Source organism: Streptomyces sp. NPDC052496, from assembly GCF_040679095.1.
Classification (GTDB): Bacteria; Actinomycetota; Actinomycetes; order Streptomycetales; family Streptomycetaceae; genus Streptomyces.
On the sequence record NZ_JBFAUH010000032.1, the window covers coordinates 1 to 15,034 of the forward strand.

Here is a 15,034-nt window from a genome sequence, read left to right on the forward strand (position 1 = left end):
CCTCCCTGGTCGCCGCCCTGCGCGCCCAGGGCGACGGCGGCCTGGACCACTCCGCCCTCCTGCGCGGCGTCGAACGCCTCTCCGGCCACACCACCACCTGAGAAGGCCCGCACCCGTACGGCGTCTGACCGAGCCACCGCCGCGACCGGCAGCCCGGGCGGTGGCTCAGACGTACGGGGGCCAGTCGTCACCCGCGATACGCGCGTGCAGGTGCTCGTCGTGCCAGCCGTCCGCGTGCAGCAGGGCGCTGCGCAGGGTGCCCTCCAACTGGAAGCCCGCCTTGACCGCCACCCGGCAGGACGCCGGGTTGGCGACGGAGTGGCACAGGCGCAGCCGGTGCAGGCCGAGGTCTTCGACGGCCCACCTGCTGATCCGTAGGGTCGCCGACACCGCGAGCCCGCGCCCGCGCCCGGCCGGCAGCAGCCAGTAGAGGAACTCCGCGCTGCCGCCCTTGAGATCCATGTCCCCGAGGCCGGCCAGTCCCACCACCGCGCCGTCCGCCGGGCCGGCGATCGCCCAGAGGGCGGCCTGCTCGTCGTGCCACCGCCGGCGCCAGGTCGCGATCTTGGCCGGTGCGCCCTCCAGCGAAACCTGCGCGGGCCGGTTCCACTGCTGGATGTCCGGGTCCTGGCAGGCGGCGACCAGAACGTGCGCGTCGGCGGGCCGCCAGGGGCGTAACTCGGCGTCCGGGGTCAGCGGCAGAGTGGGCTGTTCGCTGTCCCGCATGCGGCCGGCGGGTACGGCGGGAGGTATCGGGGGCAGCGCGGGGGCGAGTGCGGGAGGCGGCGTGGGTGAGGTGTTGGGTGAGGCCATGGGTGGATCATGCCCAAGGGTGTGCACGCCGCATGCGACGAGACGCGCCCGCGTGGCTCCCTCACGCCCGCGTGCGGCGTCCCGGGTACCAAGCGCATGCCGGGGCCCGTGCCCGTACGGACCACGTACGGGCACGAGCCCGCCCCTCAGCTCCCCGCCGGCCTCCCCGACACCCGCAGCCCGCGCAGCCGGTTCAGAGCCGCGGCGACTTCGTGGCGGCGGGGGAGGGCGAAGTCCTCGTCGCGGACGGCGAGGAGCTGGTGGGCGCCGTTTTCCAGGTCGCCGTCGAGGAGGTCGAGCGCTTCGGCGAGGGTGCGCGTGCCGTCGACGTAGCCGCGGCGCACCATCAGTTCGAGGGCCAGGCCGATGCCCACCACCTGGCGTGCGTCCGTGATCTGTTCGACGGCCCGCAGGTCGATGTCGTGCTCGCCGAAGGTCAGCCCGTCGTCGCCGCGGGCGCGGATGCGGGACTGGCCGCGTACGGACGTGTCGAGGGAGCCGGGGTCGGGGCGGCGGTGGGCGACGCCGGGGAAGGAGTCCGCCTCGGCGGTCCGGCCGGTCGGTACCGCCGCCAGGCCGCGGGCCCGCTCGGTGACGTCGGACGGCAGGTACGCGTCCATCATGATCACCTGGTCCGCGACCTCCATGTAGTCCCCGGACCCGCCCATCACCAGCACGGTCGAGACCCCGTGGTCCCGGTGCAGGGAGCGGACGAGGTCCACGAACGGCGTCAGCGGCTCCCGTTCCTTGGCGACCAGTGCCTGCATCCGCGCGTCGCGGATCATCAGGTTGGTGGCCGCGGTGTCCTCGTCGATGAGCAGCGCCCGCGCGCCCGCCTCGACGGCCTCGCACAGGGAGGCGGCCTGCGAGGTGGAGCCGGAGGCGTTGTCGGTACGGAAGTCGGTGGTGTCCGCGCCGCTCGGCAGGTGGTCCACGAAGGCGTGCACGTCCACCCGCTCGACCCGGCGGCCGTCCTCGGAACGGATCTTGACGGTGTCGGGCCGGGCCACCACCCGCTCGCGGCCGTCCCCCGGGACGTGGTCCCACACCCCCGTCTCCAGCGCCCGCAGCAGCGTCGACTTGCCGTGGAAGCCGCCGCCGACGATCAGGGTGACGCCCTCGCGCACGCCCATGCCGGTGACCGTCCCCGCGTGCGGCAGGTCGACCGAGACCCGCAGCTCCTCGGGGGAGGCGAACGGGACGACTCCGTCGCCGGCCGCCGGGCGGTCGTCCACGCCACTGCGCCGCGGCAGCACCGCGCCGTCGGCCACGAACGCGACCAGGCCGAGGCCGGGCAGCGCGGCACGCAGCGCCGCCGAGTCCTCGACGGTGTCCGCGAAGGCCCGTACGTCGTCGGCGTCCAGCGCCGCGTACCGCAGCGCGCGCTCGGCGACCCTCGGCAGCAGACCGCACAACACGTGCTCCGCCGCGTGCCCGTCGATACGGCGGCCGTGCCCCGGCAGGTCCACCCCCAGCCGCAGCGTCACCGAGCCGTCCCGCGCGTCGACCAGGCAGGAACTGCGCTCCAGCACCTCCTGGCCGCCGGCGTCCACCCGCAGCGCCCGGTGGTCCGCCGCTTCGGCGGCCCGCCGCGCCAGGTAACTCGCCAGCGCCCGCCGCCGTACGGGCGACTCCCACAGGTCGGCGGGGAACCCGGCCTCCTCGGCAGGTACCCGCAGGGCGACCCGCGCGGGCGGCGCGTACGGGTCGGACTGCCCGCGGATCACCTCCAGGGTGAAGCCGGGCATCGACCAGGAGCCGAGGAGCGACTTGTACCTGCCGTACGAGGCGCCGTCCATCCGGCGCAGCTCTCCGGCCAGACCGTCACGGATGCCCTGCGGGCGGTCGGCCCGCTGCCGGTCCTGGGGGCGGCCGTGGCCACGGGCCTGCCCGCGGTCCCGGCCGTGGTCACGGCCGCGGTCGTGGTCGCGGCCTTGGGGGCGTCGCACAGCGCCTGCACCTCTCACGTCACATCGTGCTGCGACCGGTGGTCCACCGGTCCGACGGCCGACGATACCCAGACCGGCCCCGTGCCGTCGCACCTGGCCGGGTGACCGGCCGTGGTCGGATCCCGGTCATGACGCAGGCTCTCAGCCGTCGTAGTGCTGGATCCGTCGGCCGTGGCCGCGGTCGAGCAGGGCCGGGAGGCGGCTGCGCAGCTCGGCGGTGATTTCCGGTACGTCGAGGGTGAGCAGGCGGCGGTCGCGCATGAGGACACGGCCGTCGACGACGGTGGTGCGGACGTCACTGGAGCGGGCACTGTGCACCAGGGCCGTGGCGGTGTCGTGCACCGGCTGGACGTGCGGGCCGGTGAGGTCGACCAGGATGATGTCCGCCCGGTGGCCGGGGGCGAGCCGTCCCACCCGGCCGTCCAGGCCGAGCGCGCGGGCGCTCTGCGTCGTCGCGTGGCCGAGCGCCTGGCGGGCGGTCAGCCACCGCGGGTCGCCTTCGGCCGCCTTCTGCACCAGGGCCGTGAGCGTCATGCTCTCCCAGACGTCCAGGTTGTTGTTCGACGCGGCCCCGTCCGTGGCCAGGCCGACCGGGATGCCGGCCGAGCGCAGCAGCCGCAGCGGCGTCGTGTCCCAGGCGAACTTCAGGTAGCCCCTGGGGGCGGAGGCGACACCGATGCGTCCGGTGCCGCGGGCCAGGACGGGCAGGTCGCGTTCGAGGATGCCGGTGCCGTGGGCGATGAGGACGCCGGTGTCCAGGAGGCCGGCGCGGTGCAGGGTCTCGACCGGGGTGCGGCCGTGCCGGGCCAGGCTCTGGTCGGTCTGGGCGCGGTTCTCGGCGGCGTGCAGGTGCACCGGCAGGCCGTGGTCGCGGGCGAGTTCGGCGGTCGTGCGCAGGTCGGCGTCGCAGACGGTGTACGTCGCGTGCGGCGCGAGCGAGGTGGTGATCCGGCCGCCGGCCGTGCCGCGGCGGCGCAGCGCGAAATCCAGGGAGCGTTCGCGGCCCGCCGGGCCCTGGGAGGAGAAGTACGCCCACCCCAGGTCCGCGCGCAGCCCGCTCTCCGCGACGGCGTCGGCCACCTCGTCCATCGCGAAATAGTGGTCGGCGAACGTGGTGACCCCGCCGCGGATCATCTCGGCACAGGCGAGCCGCGCGCCGAGCCGGACGTCGGAGTCGGTCAGGTTGGTCTCGGCCGGCCAGATCCGGTCGTTGAACCACTCCTCGACGGGCAGGTCCTCGGCGCTGCCCCGGAAGACCACCATGGCCGCGTGGGTGTGGCAGTTGATCAGGCCCGGCAGGGCGGCCTGGCCGCGCGCGTCGATGCGTTCGGCTGCGGGCAGATCCGCCACCGCAGGGGCCGGGACGACCGCGTCGATACGGCCGTCGCGGACGACGACGGCGGCGTTCTCGGTGAAGTCGATGTCATCGTGGCTGTCGTGGACGAGGACGGTGCAGCCTTCGATCACCAGGTCGGCGGGGTGGGGCGGAACGGCCGCGGTGTCGGCCGCGCCGGCATGCGGTGCGGGGACGGGCATGGGGCCTCCTGCCGGGCAGGCTACCGCGCTACCGTGCGCCGGCGGCCGGTGCGATCGCGTCGTCGGCGAAGCGCGGCACCTCGGTGTTCTCGTTGCGGCCGCCGTTCTTCTCGCGGATCCACTTGCCGGCGAGGGCGGGGATCCACGCGGAGAACTCGCTCCGCGTCAGATCGGCGGGGACCTTGCCGCCCAGCTTGTCGATGTCCGCCGCGGGGTAGCCGCCGGGCGCGTCGATGCGTTCGGAGGGGGTGTCCTTCATCGTCGCGTCCCAGACCTGGAGGGCGAACGTGGTGCAGTTCCTGGCGGACGTGCCCGCCCAGCCGCCGGTCAGGAGGTAGTTCCAGCTGGGCAGGAGCGTGTACTTCTCGTTCAGTTCGGCGCGGCGCCGGATCTCCTGCTCGAAGTTGGTCCGCCGGGTGCCGGTCATGGACGTGCAGCGCGCTGCACGCGGGGAGTACGCCTGGCCCTGGTCCTGCTTGCGGCTCGGCCGGTCCCACTCGACCAGCGGCTTGCCGGGGACGTTGATGTCGCGTCCCGTGTAGTTGACGGACATGCCGTCGACCGGCGAGCCGTCGCCGTTGGTGCCGTCCGGGTCGTCCGGCTGGAAGGAGTACGTGTCGTAGCGGGCCTCCGCGCCGTTGTCGAGCTTGCGGTGCAGTTTTCCGCCGGCGTTGAAGTGCACGAGCCAGCTGTGGCCGAACACGTGCTGACTCACGTTCAGTTCATAGAGCAGCTTGTTCGTCTGCTCGGCGTAGGACAGCTTGCCGTACGTGTCCTGGAAGCCGTCGCTCCGCCACAGCGCGTGGGCCCGCTTGCCGATGTCCCAGACGTAGCCGCCGGTGGTGCGGTCGGTGATCTCGGTGCTGTAGATGCACAGCATGTCGTCCGGTGCCCGGGTGGCGGACGGCTGCGGCCGGGCGGCGGCCTGGGCGGCGGGCGCCTGGAACAGGCTCAGGCAGAGGGTCACCGCGGCGCAGGAGGCGATCACGGCGGGCGTACGTAAGGTCATGACGTGCGGGTACTTTCCTTCGGTCGGCCGGCGGCTCGGACGCGCCGCCGGCTCGGCGTACCAAGATCATCTCGGTGTGTGGCCCGGTGCGCCAAGGGCGGAAAGTCCTGGTGGGACGGGACTTTCGCCCTTGCCGGGGGCAGGCGGGCGCCGGGCGGGCCGTCCGTGATCAACTGGTGCCGCCCGGCCGGGAGGCGGCCCCGCCCGCGTGCCGGGCGGCACCGTGACACGACGTCCAGACCCCGGGAGAGTGGCCCGCGATGAGCAGCATCAGCTACGAGGACGTGCAGGCGGCGGCCGGCCGGATCGCCGGGCACGTGCGACCGGTCACCGTCGCACCGGCCGACCCGGGCACCTTCGGCGCCGGCGAGGGCTGGTTCGCCTACGAGTTCACCCAGCACACCGGCTCCTTCAAGGCCCGCGGCGCGGCGAACTTCATCGCCGCGCACCGCGCGGCGGGCACCCTGCCCGAAGCCGGCGTGGTCATCGCCTCCGGGGGCAACGCCGGACTGGCCTGCGCCTGGGCCGCGGGCCGGCACGGCATCCGGGCGACGGTGTTCCTGCCCGAGACCGCGCCGCCGGTCAAGGTCGCCCGGCTGCGCCGGCTCGGCGCCGACGTGCGCCAGGTGGGCACCGAGTACGCCGCCGCGCTGGAGGCGGCCGGGGAACACGCCGAGCGGACCGGCGCGTTGGCGTCGCACGCGTACGACCACCCGCTGATCGCGGCCGGCGCCGGCACCCTGCTGGAGGAGATCCGGGCGGCGCTGCCCGGCCTGGACACGGTCGTGGTCGCGGTCGGCGGCGGTGGCCTGTTCAGCGGCGTCGCCGCGGCCGCGCACCACCACGGCGTACGGGTCGTGGCCGTCGAACCGGAGCACTGCCGGGCGCTGAACGCGGCGGTCGAGGCGGGCCGGGCCGTCGACGTCACGGTGGACTCCGTCGCCGCCGACTCGCTGGGCGCGCGCCGCGCCAGTGACATGGCGCTGTACTGGGCGCGGCAGCCCGGCGCGGTCTCGGTCCTGGTCCCGGACGAGGCGATCCTGGCCGCGCGGCAGAGCCTGTGGGACGACCGCAGGCTGGCGGTCGAGCACGGCCCGGCGGCCGCCTTCGCCGCGCTGCGGACCGGGGCGTACCGGCCCGCGCCGGGGGAGCGGGTGTGCGTCGTGGTGTGCGGCGCGAACACCGACCCCGCGGACCTCGTACGCCCCGGTGAGTGACGCCCGCGCCCTGTTCTGGCGCACGTTTTCGACGTACGCATGACCGCCGGGCCGGTCACCGGCGAGCCGCCCCGGCCCCGGAACCGTCCGGCGCCGCACCCGCCGTCCCGCCCGTGAGCTGCGCGTCAGCGGCTCGCGGGGCGGTCGGCGGCCGGCCCGCCGCCCCCGTCTCCGTACACGTGTCCAAAGAGATTTGCCGACGAACCGATACACCCGTCGCGTGGTGCTCGTTGGCCCTTTACGGCGCGTCAGTCGCGACCGGTCGCACGGCCTCGCCACGGCCCGGTCGCCGTTGTACACCAGCACCTTCGTCAGGAGACGGCAAGCATGAACAGGAAGCCAGGCCACCGCGGTCGCCGATTGCCGCTGACCGTCGCGCAGACGGGGATGTGGTTCTCCCAGCAGCTGGACGCGGAGAACCCGATCTACCGTGCCGCGGAGTACGTGGACATCCACGGCCCGGTCGACCTGGCCGTGCTGGACACCGCGGTACGCCGCGCCGTGGCCGGCATCGAGGCCGTGCAGGTCCGGTTCGAGACCGACGAGGAGGGCGGCGTCTGGCAGGTGCCCGACCTCGCCGACGACTGGCCGCTGCCCGTCGTCGACCTGCGGGACACGGCGGCCCACGCCGCCGGCCCGCCGCCCGGACCGGCCCTGGTGGCCCCGGCGCCGGGCCCGTGGGCCCGTGCGGAGGAGTGGATGTGGGCCGACCTGCGCCGGCCCGTCGACCTGCGCCGCTCCCCGCTGTTCAGCTTCGCCGTGCTGCTGCTGCCGGACGACCACTGCGTGCTGTACATGGCGCTGCACCACATCGTCCTGGACGGTTACGGCTTCTCGCTCCTCATCCAGCGCGTCGCCGAGATCTACACCGCCCTGGAGGCGGGCGAGGAGTGCCCGCCCAGCCGGCTGAGCACCCTGGAGGAACTGCTGGCCGACGAGGCCGCGTACCACGCCTCCGAACGGTTCGCCCGCGACCGCGCGTTCTGGGCCGAGCGGTTCGCCGGCCGGACCAGCGACAGCGGCCTCGCCGGCCGGCTGGCCACCGTCCCGCACCGCTTCGTCCGCGAGACCGGCCACCTGCCCGCGCCCGCCGCCGACGGGCTGCGCTCGCTGGCCCGGCAGACCCGGTCCGGGCTGCCCGTGGTGGCGATGGCCGCGCTCGCGCTGTACGTGCACCGGATGAGCGGGTCCACCGACGTGACACTGGACCTGACCGTGACCGGCCGCGTCGGCGCCGTACCGCGCAACGCGCCCTCCATGGTCGCCAACGTGCTGCCGCTCCAGGTCGCCCTGGGCCCGTACACGACCGTGCGCGAACTGGTGCGGCACACCTCCGAGCAGGCCCGCGGGCTGCTGCGCCACCAGCGCTACCCGTCGCCGTACCTCGTCCAGGAGCTGGGCGCCGCACACACCGGCGGCCACCTCGGCGACTGGGGCATCAACATCATGAGCTACGACGCGGAGCTGAGCTTCGGGCGGCACCCGGCCACCTTGCACAACCTGTCCAACGGCCCGGTCACCGGCCTCGGCGTCAACGTCTACGAGCGCACCGACGACGGCTGTCTGCGCATCGACTTCCAGGCCGACCCGGACCTGTACGACGCCGCGACCACCGCCGCCCACCAGCGCCGATTCCTGGCCCTGCTGGACACCCTGGCCGGCATCGACCCCGAACAGCCCGTCGGCGGCATCGACCTGCTGCCCGCCGCGGAACGCCGCCGGGTGACGACCGGATGGAACGACACCGCCCGGTCCGTACCCGTCACCACGCTGCCCGCGCTCTTCGAGGAACAGGCCCGCCGCACGCCCGCCGCCACCGCCCTCGTCTGCGGCGCCACCACCCTGTCCTACGCCGCGCTCAACTCCCGCGCCAACCGGCTCGCGCACGCGCTGATCGCCCGCGGCGCCGGGCCCGAGGCGTACGTGGCGCTGGCCCTGCCGCGCACCGCCGACCACCTCGCGGGCCTGCTGGCGGTCCTCAAGACGGGCGCCGCGTACGTACCGGTCGACCCGGACCTGCCCGCCGAGCGGATCCGCTTCCTGCTCGCCGACACCGGCCCCGTCTCCGTCCTGACCACGGCAGCGGTCGCCGGGCGGCTGCCCGGCACCGCCGGCACGCTGTGCCTCGACGGCCCGGCCGCCGCACGGGAGCTGGAGCTGTGCCCGGACACCGACCCCACGGACGCCGACCGGCGGGCCCCGCTGGCGCCCGGCCACCCGGCGTACGTGAGCTACACCTCCGGCTCCACCGGGCAGCCCAAGGGCGTCGTGGTCGAACACCGCCAGCTGACGAACCTGTTCTTCGACCACCGGGCCGAGCTGATCGACCCGGAGACGGCCGCGGCCCGGCGCCGCCTGCGCACCGCGCTGACCGCCGCGTTCTCCTTCGACACCGCCTGGGAGGGCCCGCTGTTCCTGGCCGCCGGCCACGAACTGCACCTCGTGGAGGACGCCGTACGGCTCGACCCGCCCGCCCTGGTCGACTACATCGCCGACCGGCGCATCGACTTCCTCGACCTCACCCCCACCTACCTGCACCAGCTGATCGCCGCCGGGCTGTTCACCGGCGAACGGCACCGGCCCCGCGTCCTGATGGTGGGCGGCGAGGCCGTCGACGCCACCTTGTGGGAGACGCTGCGCGCGCTGCCCGGCACCACCGCGTACAACTATTACGGGCCGACCGAGTGCACCGTCGACGCCGTGTACTGCCGCATCGCCGACCAGGGCGAACAGCCCGTCATCGGCCGCCCCGGCCGCAACGTGCAGGCGTACGTGCTGGACGCCGCGCTCAACCCCGTACCGGCCGGCGTGCCGGGGGAGCTGTACCTGGCCGGCGACCAGATCGCCCGCGGCTACCTGCGCCGGCCCGCGCTGACCGCGGAGCGCTTCGTCGCCAACCCGTTCGCCCACGCGGGCAGCGGGTCGGCCGCCGGCACCTGCGGCGACCCCGGAGTGCCCTGCACGTGCGGTGCGCCCGGCTCCCGCATGTACCGCACCGGCGACCGGGCCCGCTGGACACCCGACGGCATCCTCGAATACCTCGGCCGCACCGACGGCCAGGTCAAGGTACGCGGCTTCCGCATCGAACCCGGCGAGGTCGAGACGGCCCTGGCCCGGCACCCGGGGGTCGCGCACGCGGTGGTCACCGTACGGGAGGACACGCCCGGCGACCGGCGGCTGGCCGCGTACGTCGTGCCCGTCGCGAGCGGCGGAGCGGCCGGCCGGGTGCCCGCCGCCCGCCGCTCCGGCTCCGGCGGCACCACCGCGCCCGCACCGGTCGACGCGGACGCCCTGCGCGCCTGGGCCGCCGCGCGCCTGCCCGAATACATGGTGCCCAGCGCCTTCGTGCTCCTGGACCACCTGCCGCTGACCTCCAGCGGCAAGCTGGACCGCGCCGCCCTGCCCGCCCCGGAGGCACCCGCCGCCTGCACCGGGCGGCAGCCGCGCAGCCCCCAGGAGAAGATGCTGTGCGCGCTGTTCGCCGAGGTGCTCGGCGTACGGCAGGTCGACGTCGACGACGACTTCTTCGCACTCGGCGGGCACTCCCTGCTGGCGGCCAAGGTCATCAGCCGGATCCGTTCCGCCCTGGGCACCGAACTGTCCATCCGCGCGCTGTTCGACGCGCCCACCGTCGCCGAACTCGTCAAGGTGCTGCGGACCGGCGGCGGTTCGGACGGCTTCGAGGCGCTGCTGCCGCTGCGTGCCAGGGGAAGCCGGCCCCCGCTGTTCTGCGTCCACCCCTCCGGCGGCCTGAGCTGGTGCTACGCCGGTCTGCTGCGCCACCTGGACCCGGACGTCCCGGTGTACGGACTCCAGGCCGGCGGCCTGGAGCGGCGCGCGGCGCTGCCCGCCACCTTCGAGGAGATGGTCGCCGCTTACGTCGGGCAGATCCGCGCCGTCCAGCCCGCCGGGCCGTACCACCTCCTGGGCTGGTCGCTCGGCGGCGCGCTCGCCCACGCCATCGCGGTCCGGCTCCAGGCCAGGGGGGAACGGGTGGCGCTGCTGGCCATGCTCGACGCACGCCCCATCGACCCGCACGGGACGGCGGATCCCGCCGTGACCGAACACGACATCCTGGCCCTGCTCCTGGAGGCGGCGGGCCACGATCCGGACTCCTTCGCACGGCCGCTGACCGTCCCGGGTGTGGCGGCGGTGCTCCGGGGGCAGGGCGGCGGTGACGCGCTGCTCGACTCGCTGAAGCAGCATCCCGCGCTCGGCGAGGACCGGCTCACCGCCGTCACCGAGGTGTTCACCAACTCGGTCAAGCTGCTGCCGACCTTCTCCGAAGGCATCTTCGACGGCGACCTGCTGTACTTCCACGCCACCCAGGACAAGCCCGCCCACGCACCGACCGCCGAGGCGTGGCGCCACCTGGTCACCGGCCACATCGAGAACCACGACATCGCCTGCACCCACCACGCCATGACCCAGCCGGGACCACTGACCCGGATCGGCCGGGAGGTGGCGGCACACCTGGATGCCACGGTGGCGGTGCCGGGTCCGGGGCCGCGGGGGTGAGGCGCGGCTTCGCGGACGGCGGGCCGCGCCGGGCGGGGTCAGGCCGCCGCGTACCGCTGCGCCAGCTCCGCTGCCGTGCGGGCGACCGCGGCGCGGAGTTCGGGCGGGCCCAGCACCTCGGCCTCCGTGCCCAGCCGGAGGAGGTCGCCGACCGCCACGGCCGGCGTCTCGACCGGCAGGTCCACCAGCACCCAGCCGTCCTGGTCCGGTGGCCCGGCGCCTTCCAGGGCCTGGCTGCCGGCCGTACCGAACTGCATGGGCAGCAGCCGCTGCCCGCGTGGCGATATCCGCAACCGTGCTGTCGTGTGGTGCAGCGCGGCCTCCAGGCGCCGGGAGGACTCCGCCCAGCAGGCGGCCAGGTCGAAACCGGCCGGCCGCTCGAAGGGCGTGTCCGTCACCTCGGCGCTCACCAGGCGCGAGATCCGGTAGGTCCTGGTCGGTACGGGCCCGTCGCCCGGCGGGGCGTGGTCCGTGCAGGCCACCACGTACCAGATGCCGCCCTTGAGGACGAGGCCGAGCGGGCGCAGTTCCCGGTGTGCCGTACTGCCGCTCCACGCCCGGTAGTGGACGCGCAGCGTCCGCTGCTCCCAGACGGCCCGTGCCACGGACGCCAGGTGGGGGACCGGGTCGGCATGCCGGAACCAGGCGGCGGCGTCCAGGTGGAAGCGGTCCTGGAGGCGCCGGGCCCGGTCCGCCAGGCCGGGCGGCAGCGCGGCCTGGAGTTTGAGCTGGGCCGTCGCCAGCACGGCGCCCAGCCCCAGTTCTCGCGCGGCCCCCGGTACGCCGGCCAGGAACAGTGACTCCGCCTCGGCGTCGTTCAGTCCGGTCAGCCGGGTGCGGTAGCCGTCCATCAGCGAGTAGCCGCCGTCCGGGCCGCGTTCGGAGCGGACCGGGACGCCCGCGGCGCCCAGCGCCTCGACGTCCCGGTAGACCGTGCGCGGGGACACCTCCAGTTCGGCGGCCAGTTCGGTGGCGGTCATCCGGCCGCGGTTCTGGAGCAGCAGGAGGAGGGAGAGCAGGCGGTCGGCGCGCATGCGGTCATGGGGCCTTTCCCAACCTCAGGTTGAGGCGTGACGAAGGGTGGGGACGGTCTTCATGATGGCGGTGACTCGTGTGGTGCTCCAGCGGGGTTTCCGCGGGAGGCGCCGGCCCTTCAGGGCGGTCATGGCTTGTTCGTCGAGGCAACGGATCCTGGCGTGGGTGTTGTTGTGCCGACGTTGCGCAGCTTGAGACGCAGGCCGCGGAAGGGCGCCCGGATGATGCCGTAGGCGCCTTGATACACCGTGTCCGTCCAGCACTTCGCCTCCGCGTCGCGGGACGTGGCACCGGCAGCACCCGTGTCGTGGCGAGCGCCGGGAACGGTGGGTGGGGCCGACAGCAGTCGATCTGCCGCATCGGCGATGACCTGCCACGCCGAGCCGGGCTCGTCGGACGTGGAGGCGCCGACCTGGTGGGGAGCTGCAGGGGAGCTGCGCACCGACCGGTGACCGGTCGGTGCGGGCTCGGTCTACCGGTTCGCGGCTTCGCGAGAGGCGATCCGGTGCGTGCGGCCGACCGCGCGGCCCACGGCGTTGCGCACCGCGAGGCCCGGCCGGGTGCGGGGCACCATGAGCCTGGAGAGCGGGCCGACGCGTCGCTGCCGCGGGCCTACCTCACGGCGGAGCCGGGACTCGTAGGCGGCGAAGGCGCGGGCGTGGTCACCGGGATGGGCGGCGAGCTCTTCTGCGAGGGCGTACGCGCCCGCCATCGCCATGCTGGACCCGTCGCCCAGCAGGGCCGTCGCCACCGCCGCGTCCCCGAGCAGTACGACCCGTCCGCGGGACCACGAGGGCACCCGGACGGTGGTCAGGGGGTCGAAGAACGGAGCCGGGTGGTCGAGGAACGCCGCCACGAGTTCCGGTGCCCGCCACCGCACGTCGGCGTAGGCGTCGGCCACGGTCTGCTTGTGGAGGGCGATGTTCTTGCGGTCGTGGGGCGCCGGCTGTGCGGCCCGGAAGGTGAAGATCGCGAGCGGAGTGGTCCGTGAGGGGTGGAGGACCAGCATCCGGTTCGGCACGGTCAGCATCGTCATCTCGGTCGGGTCCTCGATGGCGTCGGGTTCCAGCGGGACGGTCGCGCCGTACAGGCCCAGGTCGCTCGCGAACTGCCGCTCGGGGCCGAAGACCAGGCGCCGTACGGTGGAGTGCATCCCGTCGGCACCGACGACCAAGTCGAAGCGCCGTGGCGCGGACCGCCGGAAGGTGACGTCCACCCCGCCTTCGTCCTGGTCGAGAGCGGTGACCGTGTCGTCGAACACGAACTCGGCCTCGGTCTGCGCCGACCGGTGGAGCACCTCGGACAGGTCGGCTCGGGTCACCTCGACCGTCGGCGCCTGGTCCGAGGTGAGCGGGAGTTGCAGGATTCGCCTGCCGCTGGGGTCGAGCAGGGTCAGCGACCGATTGCGGGTGGCGAGCTCGCGGAGCTGCGGGAGGATGCCCATGCGCTCGGCGACCGGGATCGCGGGCCCCTTCACGACGATCGCGCTGCCACCGGAGCGCAGCTGCCGGGCGTGTTCGACGACGGTTGGCCGGTATCCATTCCGGGAGAGCCAGTAGGCGAGTGCGGGCCCTGCGATTCCGGCACCGACTATCAGCACCTCGGGCTTCTTCATGACGATGACCTCTCGGAGTGTCGATGACCAGGTCTCCGGCGAGTGCCGGGCCTGGTCTGAGGGAGCGGCGGCACGGGGCAGCGCAACCGGAGCAAGGTACGAAAAATTTCGTACCTCAGTGCAGCACGCCCTTCAGGTACGATGCAAGTCGTACTTGAAGGAGGTGCGGCGTGGCCGGGAGGAACCTGGTCGGCCCGGAGGCCGATGCGCTCGATCTGGGTGCGGTGTTCCGCGCCCTCGCCGACGAGCACCGTCGTACGGTGATGACGGAGTTGGCCGCCGACCGCAGCGACAGCGAGCGGGGCTGCAACTCGTTCGATCTTCCGATCTCGAAGCAGACCCAGACCCACCACTTCCGGGTCCTGCGCGAGGCAGGTCTCATTGACGAGATCGACTACGGCAACCGCAAGGGCATCCGCCTACGACGCGCGGACATCGAGAAGAGATTCCCCGGGCTGCTCGCGCTCCTAGGAGCAGAGCCCCCGGCCGACACCGCTCCTCTCTGAGCACACCGGAGGGGAGTCCGAGTCGGCCCTGGGCCGCGAGCTCTGCCGAATCCAGCTCGCGCCCGGCTCGCAGGCAGCCGAGCACGACGCGGGCACGAAGGGGATCGGTGTCGCTTCGACCACCGTCCCGCGCTCGTGATCGGCGCCGAGCCCTTCCGCGCGCTCCCTCACGCCAGCACCCACTGAGGTTTCCTCGACCTGCGTGCGGAACCGGGCCACTGAGGTGGGGACGGGGTCCGGGCGTAGAGAAGCTCCTGCTGGAGGGGTGCGTGTCGAGCCCAAGCCGTCCTGCCAGAAGCTTCCGCATGCTCGTCTACCCAGCTGGGGCTGATCTGTCCACCTCCGCTCTGCGCTTCTTCGCCCGTGAGTTGACTGCACGTCATGTGCGCAAGGGATGCGATGGCGCCGGCCGGCCGCCGGACGACAGGCACTGCTCGTGCTGGCTCATCTGCGATGCGGCCATACCTACGCTCAGCTCGCCGCCGGGTTCGGCGTGGGCACCACCACCGCCTACCGGTACATCGCTGAGGCCGTCGACATCCTGGCCGCTCTGGCGCCACCCCTCGCCGAGGCGGTGAGGACAGCCTCCGGCAAGGCGTTCGTGATCCTGGACGGCACGCTGCTGCCGATCGACCGGATCGCCGCCGCATGGCCACCCTCAAAACCTGGCGGCTCACGCGCAAACTGCGATGCTCCACCAGCCGTATCACCAGCCCCGTCCAGGCCGTTCTCACCCTGCGCCTGACATGCTCCGACTGAGGTTGGAAAAGGCTCATTGTCGTACCGGAGCCGGCCGTACCTGACAGGAGGTGTCAGGTACGGCGGTCAGGCTGTGA

The 15,034-nt window shown here is 73.8% G+C and carries 9 protein-coding genes and 2 pseudogenes; 5 read left to right on the forward strand and 6 right to left on the reverse strand.

Features of this window, described 5'->3' with window-relative positions:
- Positions 1-101, forward strand: a pseudogene (locus tag AB0L45_RS33210) (2-hydroxy-3-oxopropionate reductase); the annotation flags it as partial.
- Between the two features lie 64 nt (positions 102-165).
- Here AB0L45_RS33210 and AB0L45_RS33215 read toward each other — a convergent pair.
- The 4 genes from AB0L45_RS33215 to AB0L45_RS33230 all read right to left on the reverse strand — a co-directional run bounded on the left by AB0L45_RS33215 (position 166) and on the right by AB0L45_RS33230 (position 5,307).
- Positions 166-813 (reverse strand): GNAT family protein, encoded by a 648-nt coding sequence (locus AB0L45_RS33215; protein WP_365846671.1) that lies wholly within the window; start codon positions 811-813, stop codon positions 166-168.
- A gap of 146 nt (positions 814-959) precedes the next feature.
- Complete coding sequence (locus AB0L45_RS33220; RefSeq protein WP_365846673.1) at positions 960-2,762, reverse strand: ABC-ATPase domain-containing protein; 1,803 nt, start codon at positions 2,760-2,762, stop codon at positions 960-962.
- Between the two features lie 141 nt (positions 2,763-2,903).
- Entirely contained in the window at positions 2,904-4,298 is a 1,395-nt protein-coding gene (locus AB0L45_RS33225; protein ID WP_365846675.1) for an amidohydrolase, read from the reverse strand.
- Between the two features lie 28 nt (positions 4,299-4,326).
- The gene (locus AB0L45_RS33230; protein ID WP_365846677.1) at positions 4,327-5,307 is read right to left on the reverse strand and encodes a hypothetical protein; all 981 of its coding nucleotides are present in this window, start codon (positions 5,305-5,307) and stop codon (positions 4,327-4,329) included.
- 260 nt (positions 5,308-5,567) lie between these two features.
- Here AB0L45_RS33230 and AB0L45_RS33235 point away from each other — a divergent pair, with 260 nt between their 5' ends.
- Both AB0L45_RS33235 and AB0L45_RS33240 read left to right on the forward strand, forming a co-directional pair.
- The gene (locus tag AB0L45_RS33235) at positions 5,568-6,524 is read left to right on the forward strand and encodes a threonine/serine dehydratase (RefSeq protein WP_365846679.1); all 957 of its coding nucleotides are present in this window, start codon (positions 5,568-5,570) and stop codon (positions 6,522-6,524) included.
- 327 nt (positions 6,525-6,851) lie between these two features.
- On the forward strand, positions 6,852-11,042 hold the full coding sequence (locus tag AB0L45_RS33240) for an amino acid adenylation domain-containing protein (protein ID WP_365846681.1): 4,191 nt from the start codon (positions 6,852-6,854) through the stop codon (positions 11,040-11,042).
- Positions 11,043-11,080: 38 nt separating this feature from the next.
- On the opposite strand, the gene AB0L45_RS33245 is transcribed toward AB0L45_RS33240, so the two are convergent.
- Together AB0L45_RS33245 and AB0L45_RS33250 are read right to left on the reverse strand one after the other, a co-directional pair.
- The gene (locus AB0L45_RS33245; RefSeq protein ID WP_365846683.1) at positions 11,081-12,076 is read right to left on the reverse strand and encodes a YafY family protein; all 996 of its coding nucleotides are present in this window, start codon (positions 12,074-12,076) and stop codon (positions 11,081-11,083) included.
- Between the two features lie 473 nt (positions 12,077-12,549).
- Positions 12,550-13,692, reverse strand: a complete 1,143-nt coding sequence (locus tag AB0L45_RS33250) for an FAD-dependent monooxygenase (RefSeq protein ID WP_365846685.1) — start codon at positions 13,690-13,692, stop codon at positions 12,550-12,552.
- A 170-nt stretch (positions 13,693-13,862) separates the two neighbouring features.
- Between AB0L45_RS33250 and AB0L45_RS33255 the strand changes: the two genes are divergently transcribed.
- Positions 13,863-14,198, forward strand: a complete 336-nt coding sequence (locus AB0L45_RS33255) for an ArsR family transcriptional regulator (protein ID WP_365846687.1) — start codon at positions 13,863-13,865, stop codon at positions 14,196-14,198.
- A 305-nt stretch (positions 14,199-14,503) separates the two neighbouring features.
- Positions 14,504-14,957 (forward strand): annotated as a pseudogene (locus AB0L45_RS33260) (transposase family protein).
- The last annotated feature ends 77 nt before the right edge of the window (positions 14,958-15,034 follow it).

What these genes read in the sequence shown, in the direction of transcription:
- AB0L45_RS33215 (WP_365846671.1), bottom strand. Translation starts at nt 813, where the DNA reads ATGGCCTCACCCAACACCTCACCCACGCCGCCTCCCGCACTCGCCCCC.
- AB0L45_RS33225 (WP_365846675.1), bottom strand. Translation starts at nt 4,298, where the DNA reads ATGCCCGTCCCCGCACCGCATGCCGGCGCGGCCGACACCGCGGCCGTT.
- AB0L45_RS33230 (WP_365846677.1), bottom strand. Translation starts at nt 5,307, where the DNA reads ATGACCTTACGTACGCCCGCCGTGATCGCCTCCTGCGCCGCGGTGACC.
- AB0L45_RS33235 (WP_365846679.1), top strand. Translation starts at nt 5,568, where the DNA reads ATGAGCAGCATCAGCTACGAGGACGTGCAGGCGGCGGCCGGCCGGATC.
- AB0L45_RS33240 (WP_365846681.1), top strand. Translation starts at nt 6,852, where the DNA reads ATGAACAGGAAGCCAGGCCACCGCGGTCGCCGATTGCCGCTGACCGTC.
- AB0L45_RS33245 (WP_365846683.1), bottom strand. Translation starts at nt 12,076, where the DNA reads ATGCGCGCCGACCGCCTGCTCTCCCTCCTCCTGCTGCTCCAGAACCGC.
- AB0L45_RS33250 (WP_365846685.1), bottom strand. Translation starts at nt 13,692, where the DNA reads ATGAAGAAGCCCGAGGTGCTGATAGTCGGTGCCGGAATCGCAGGGCCC.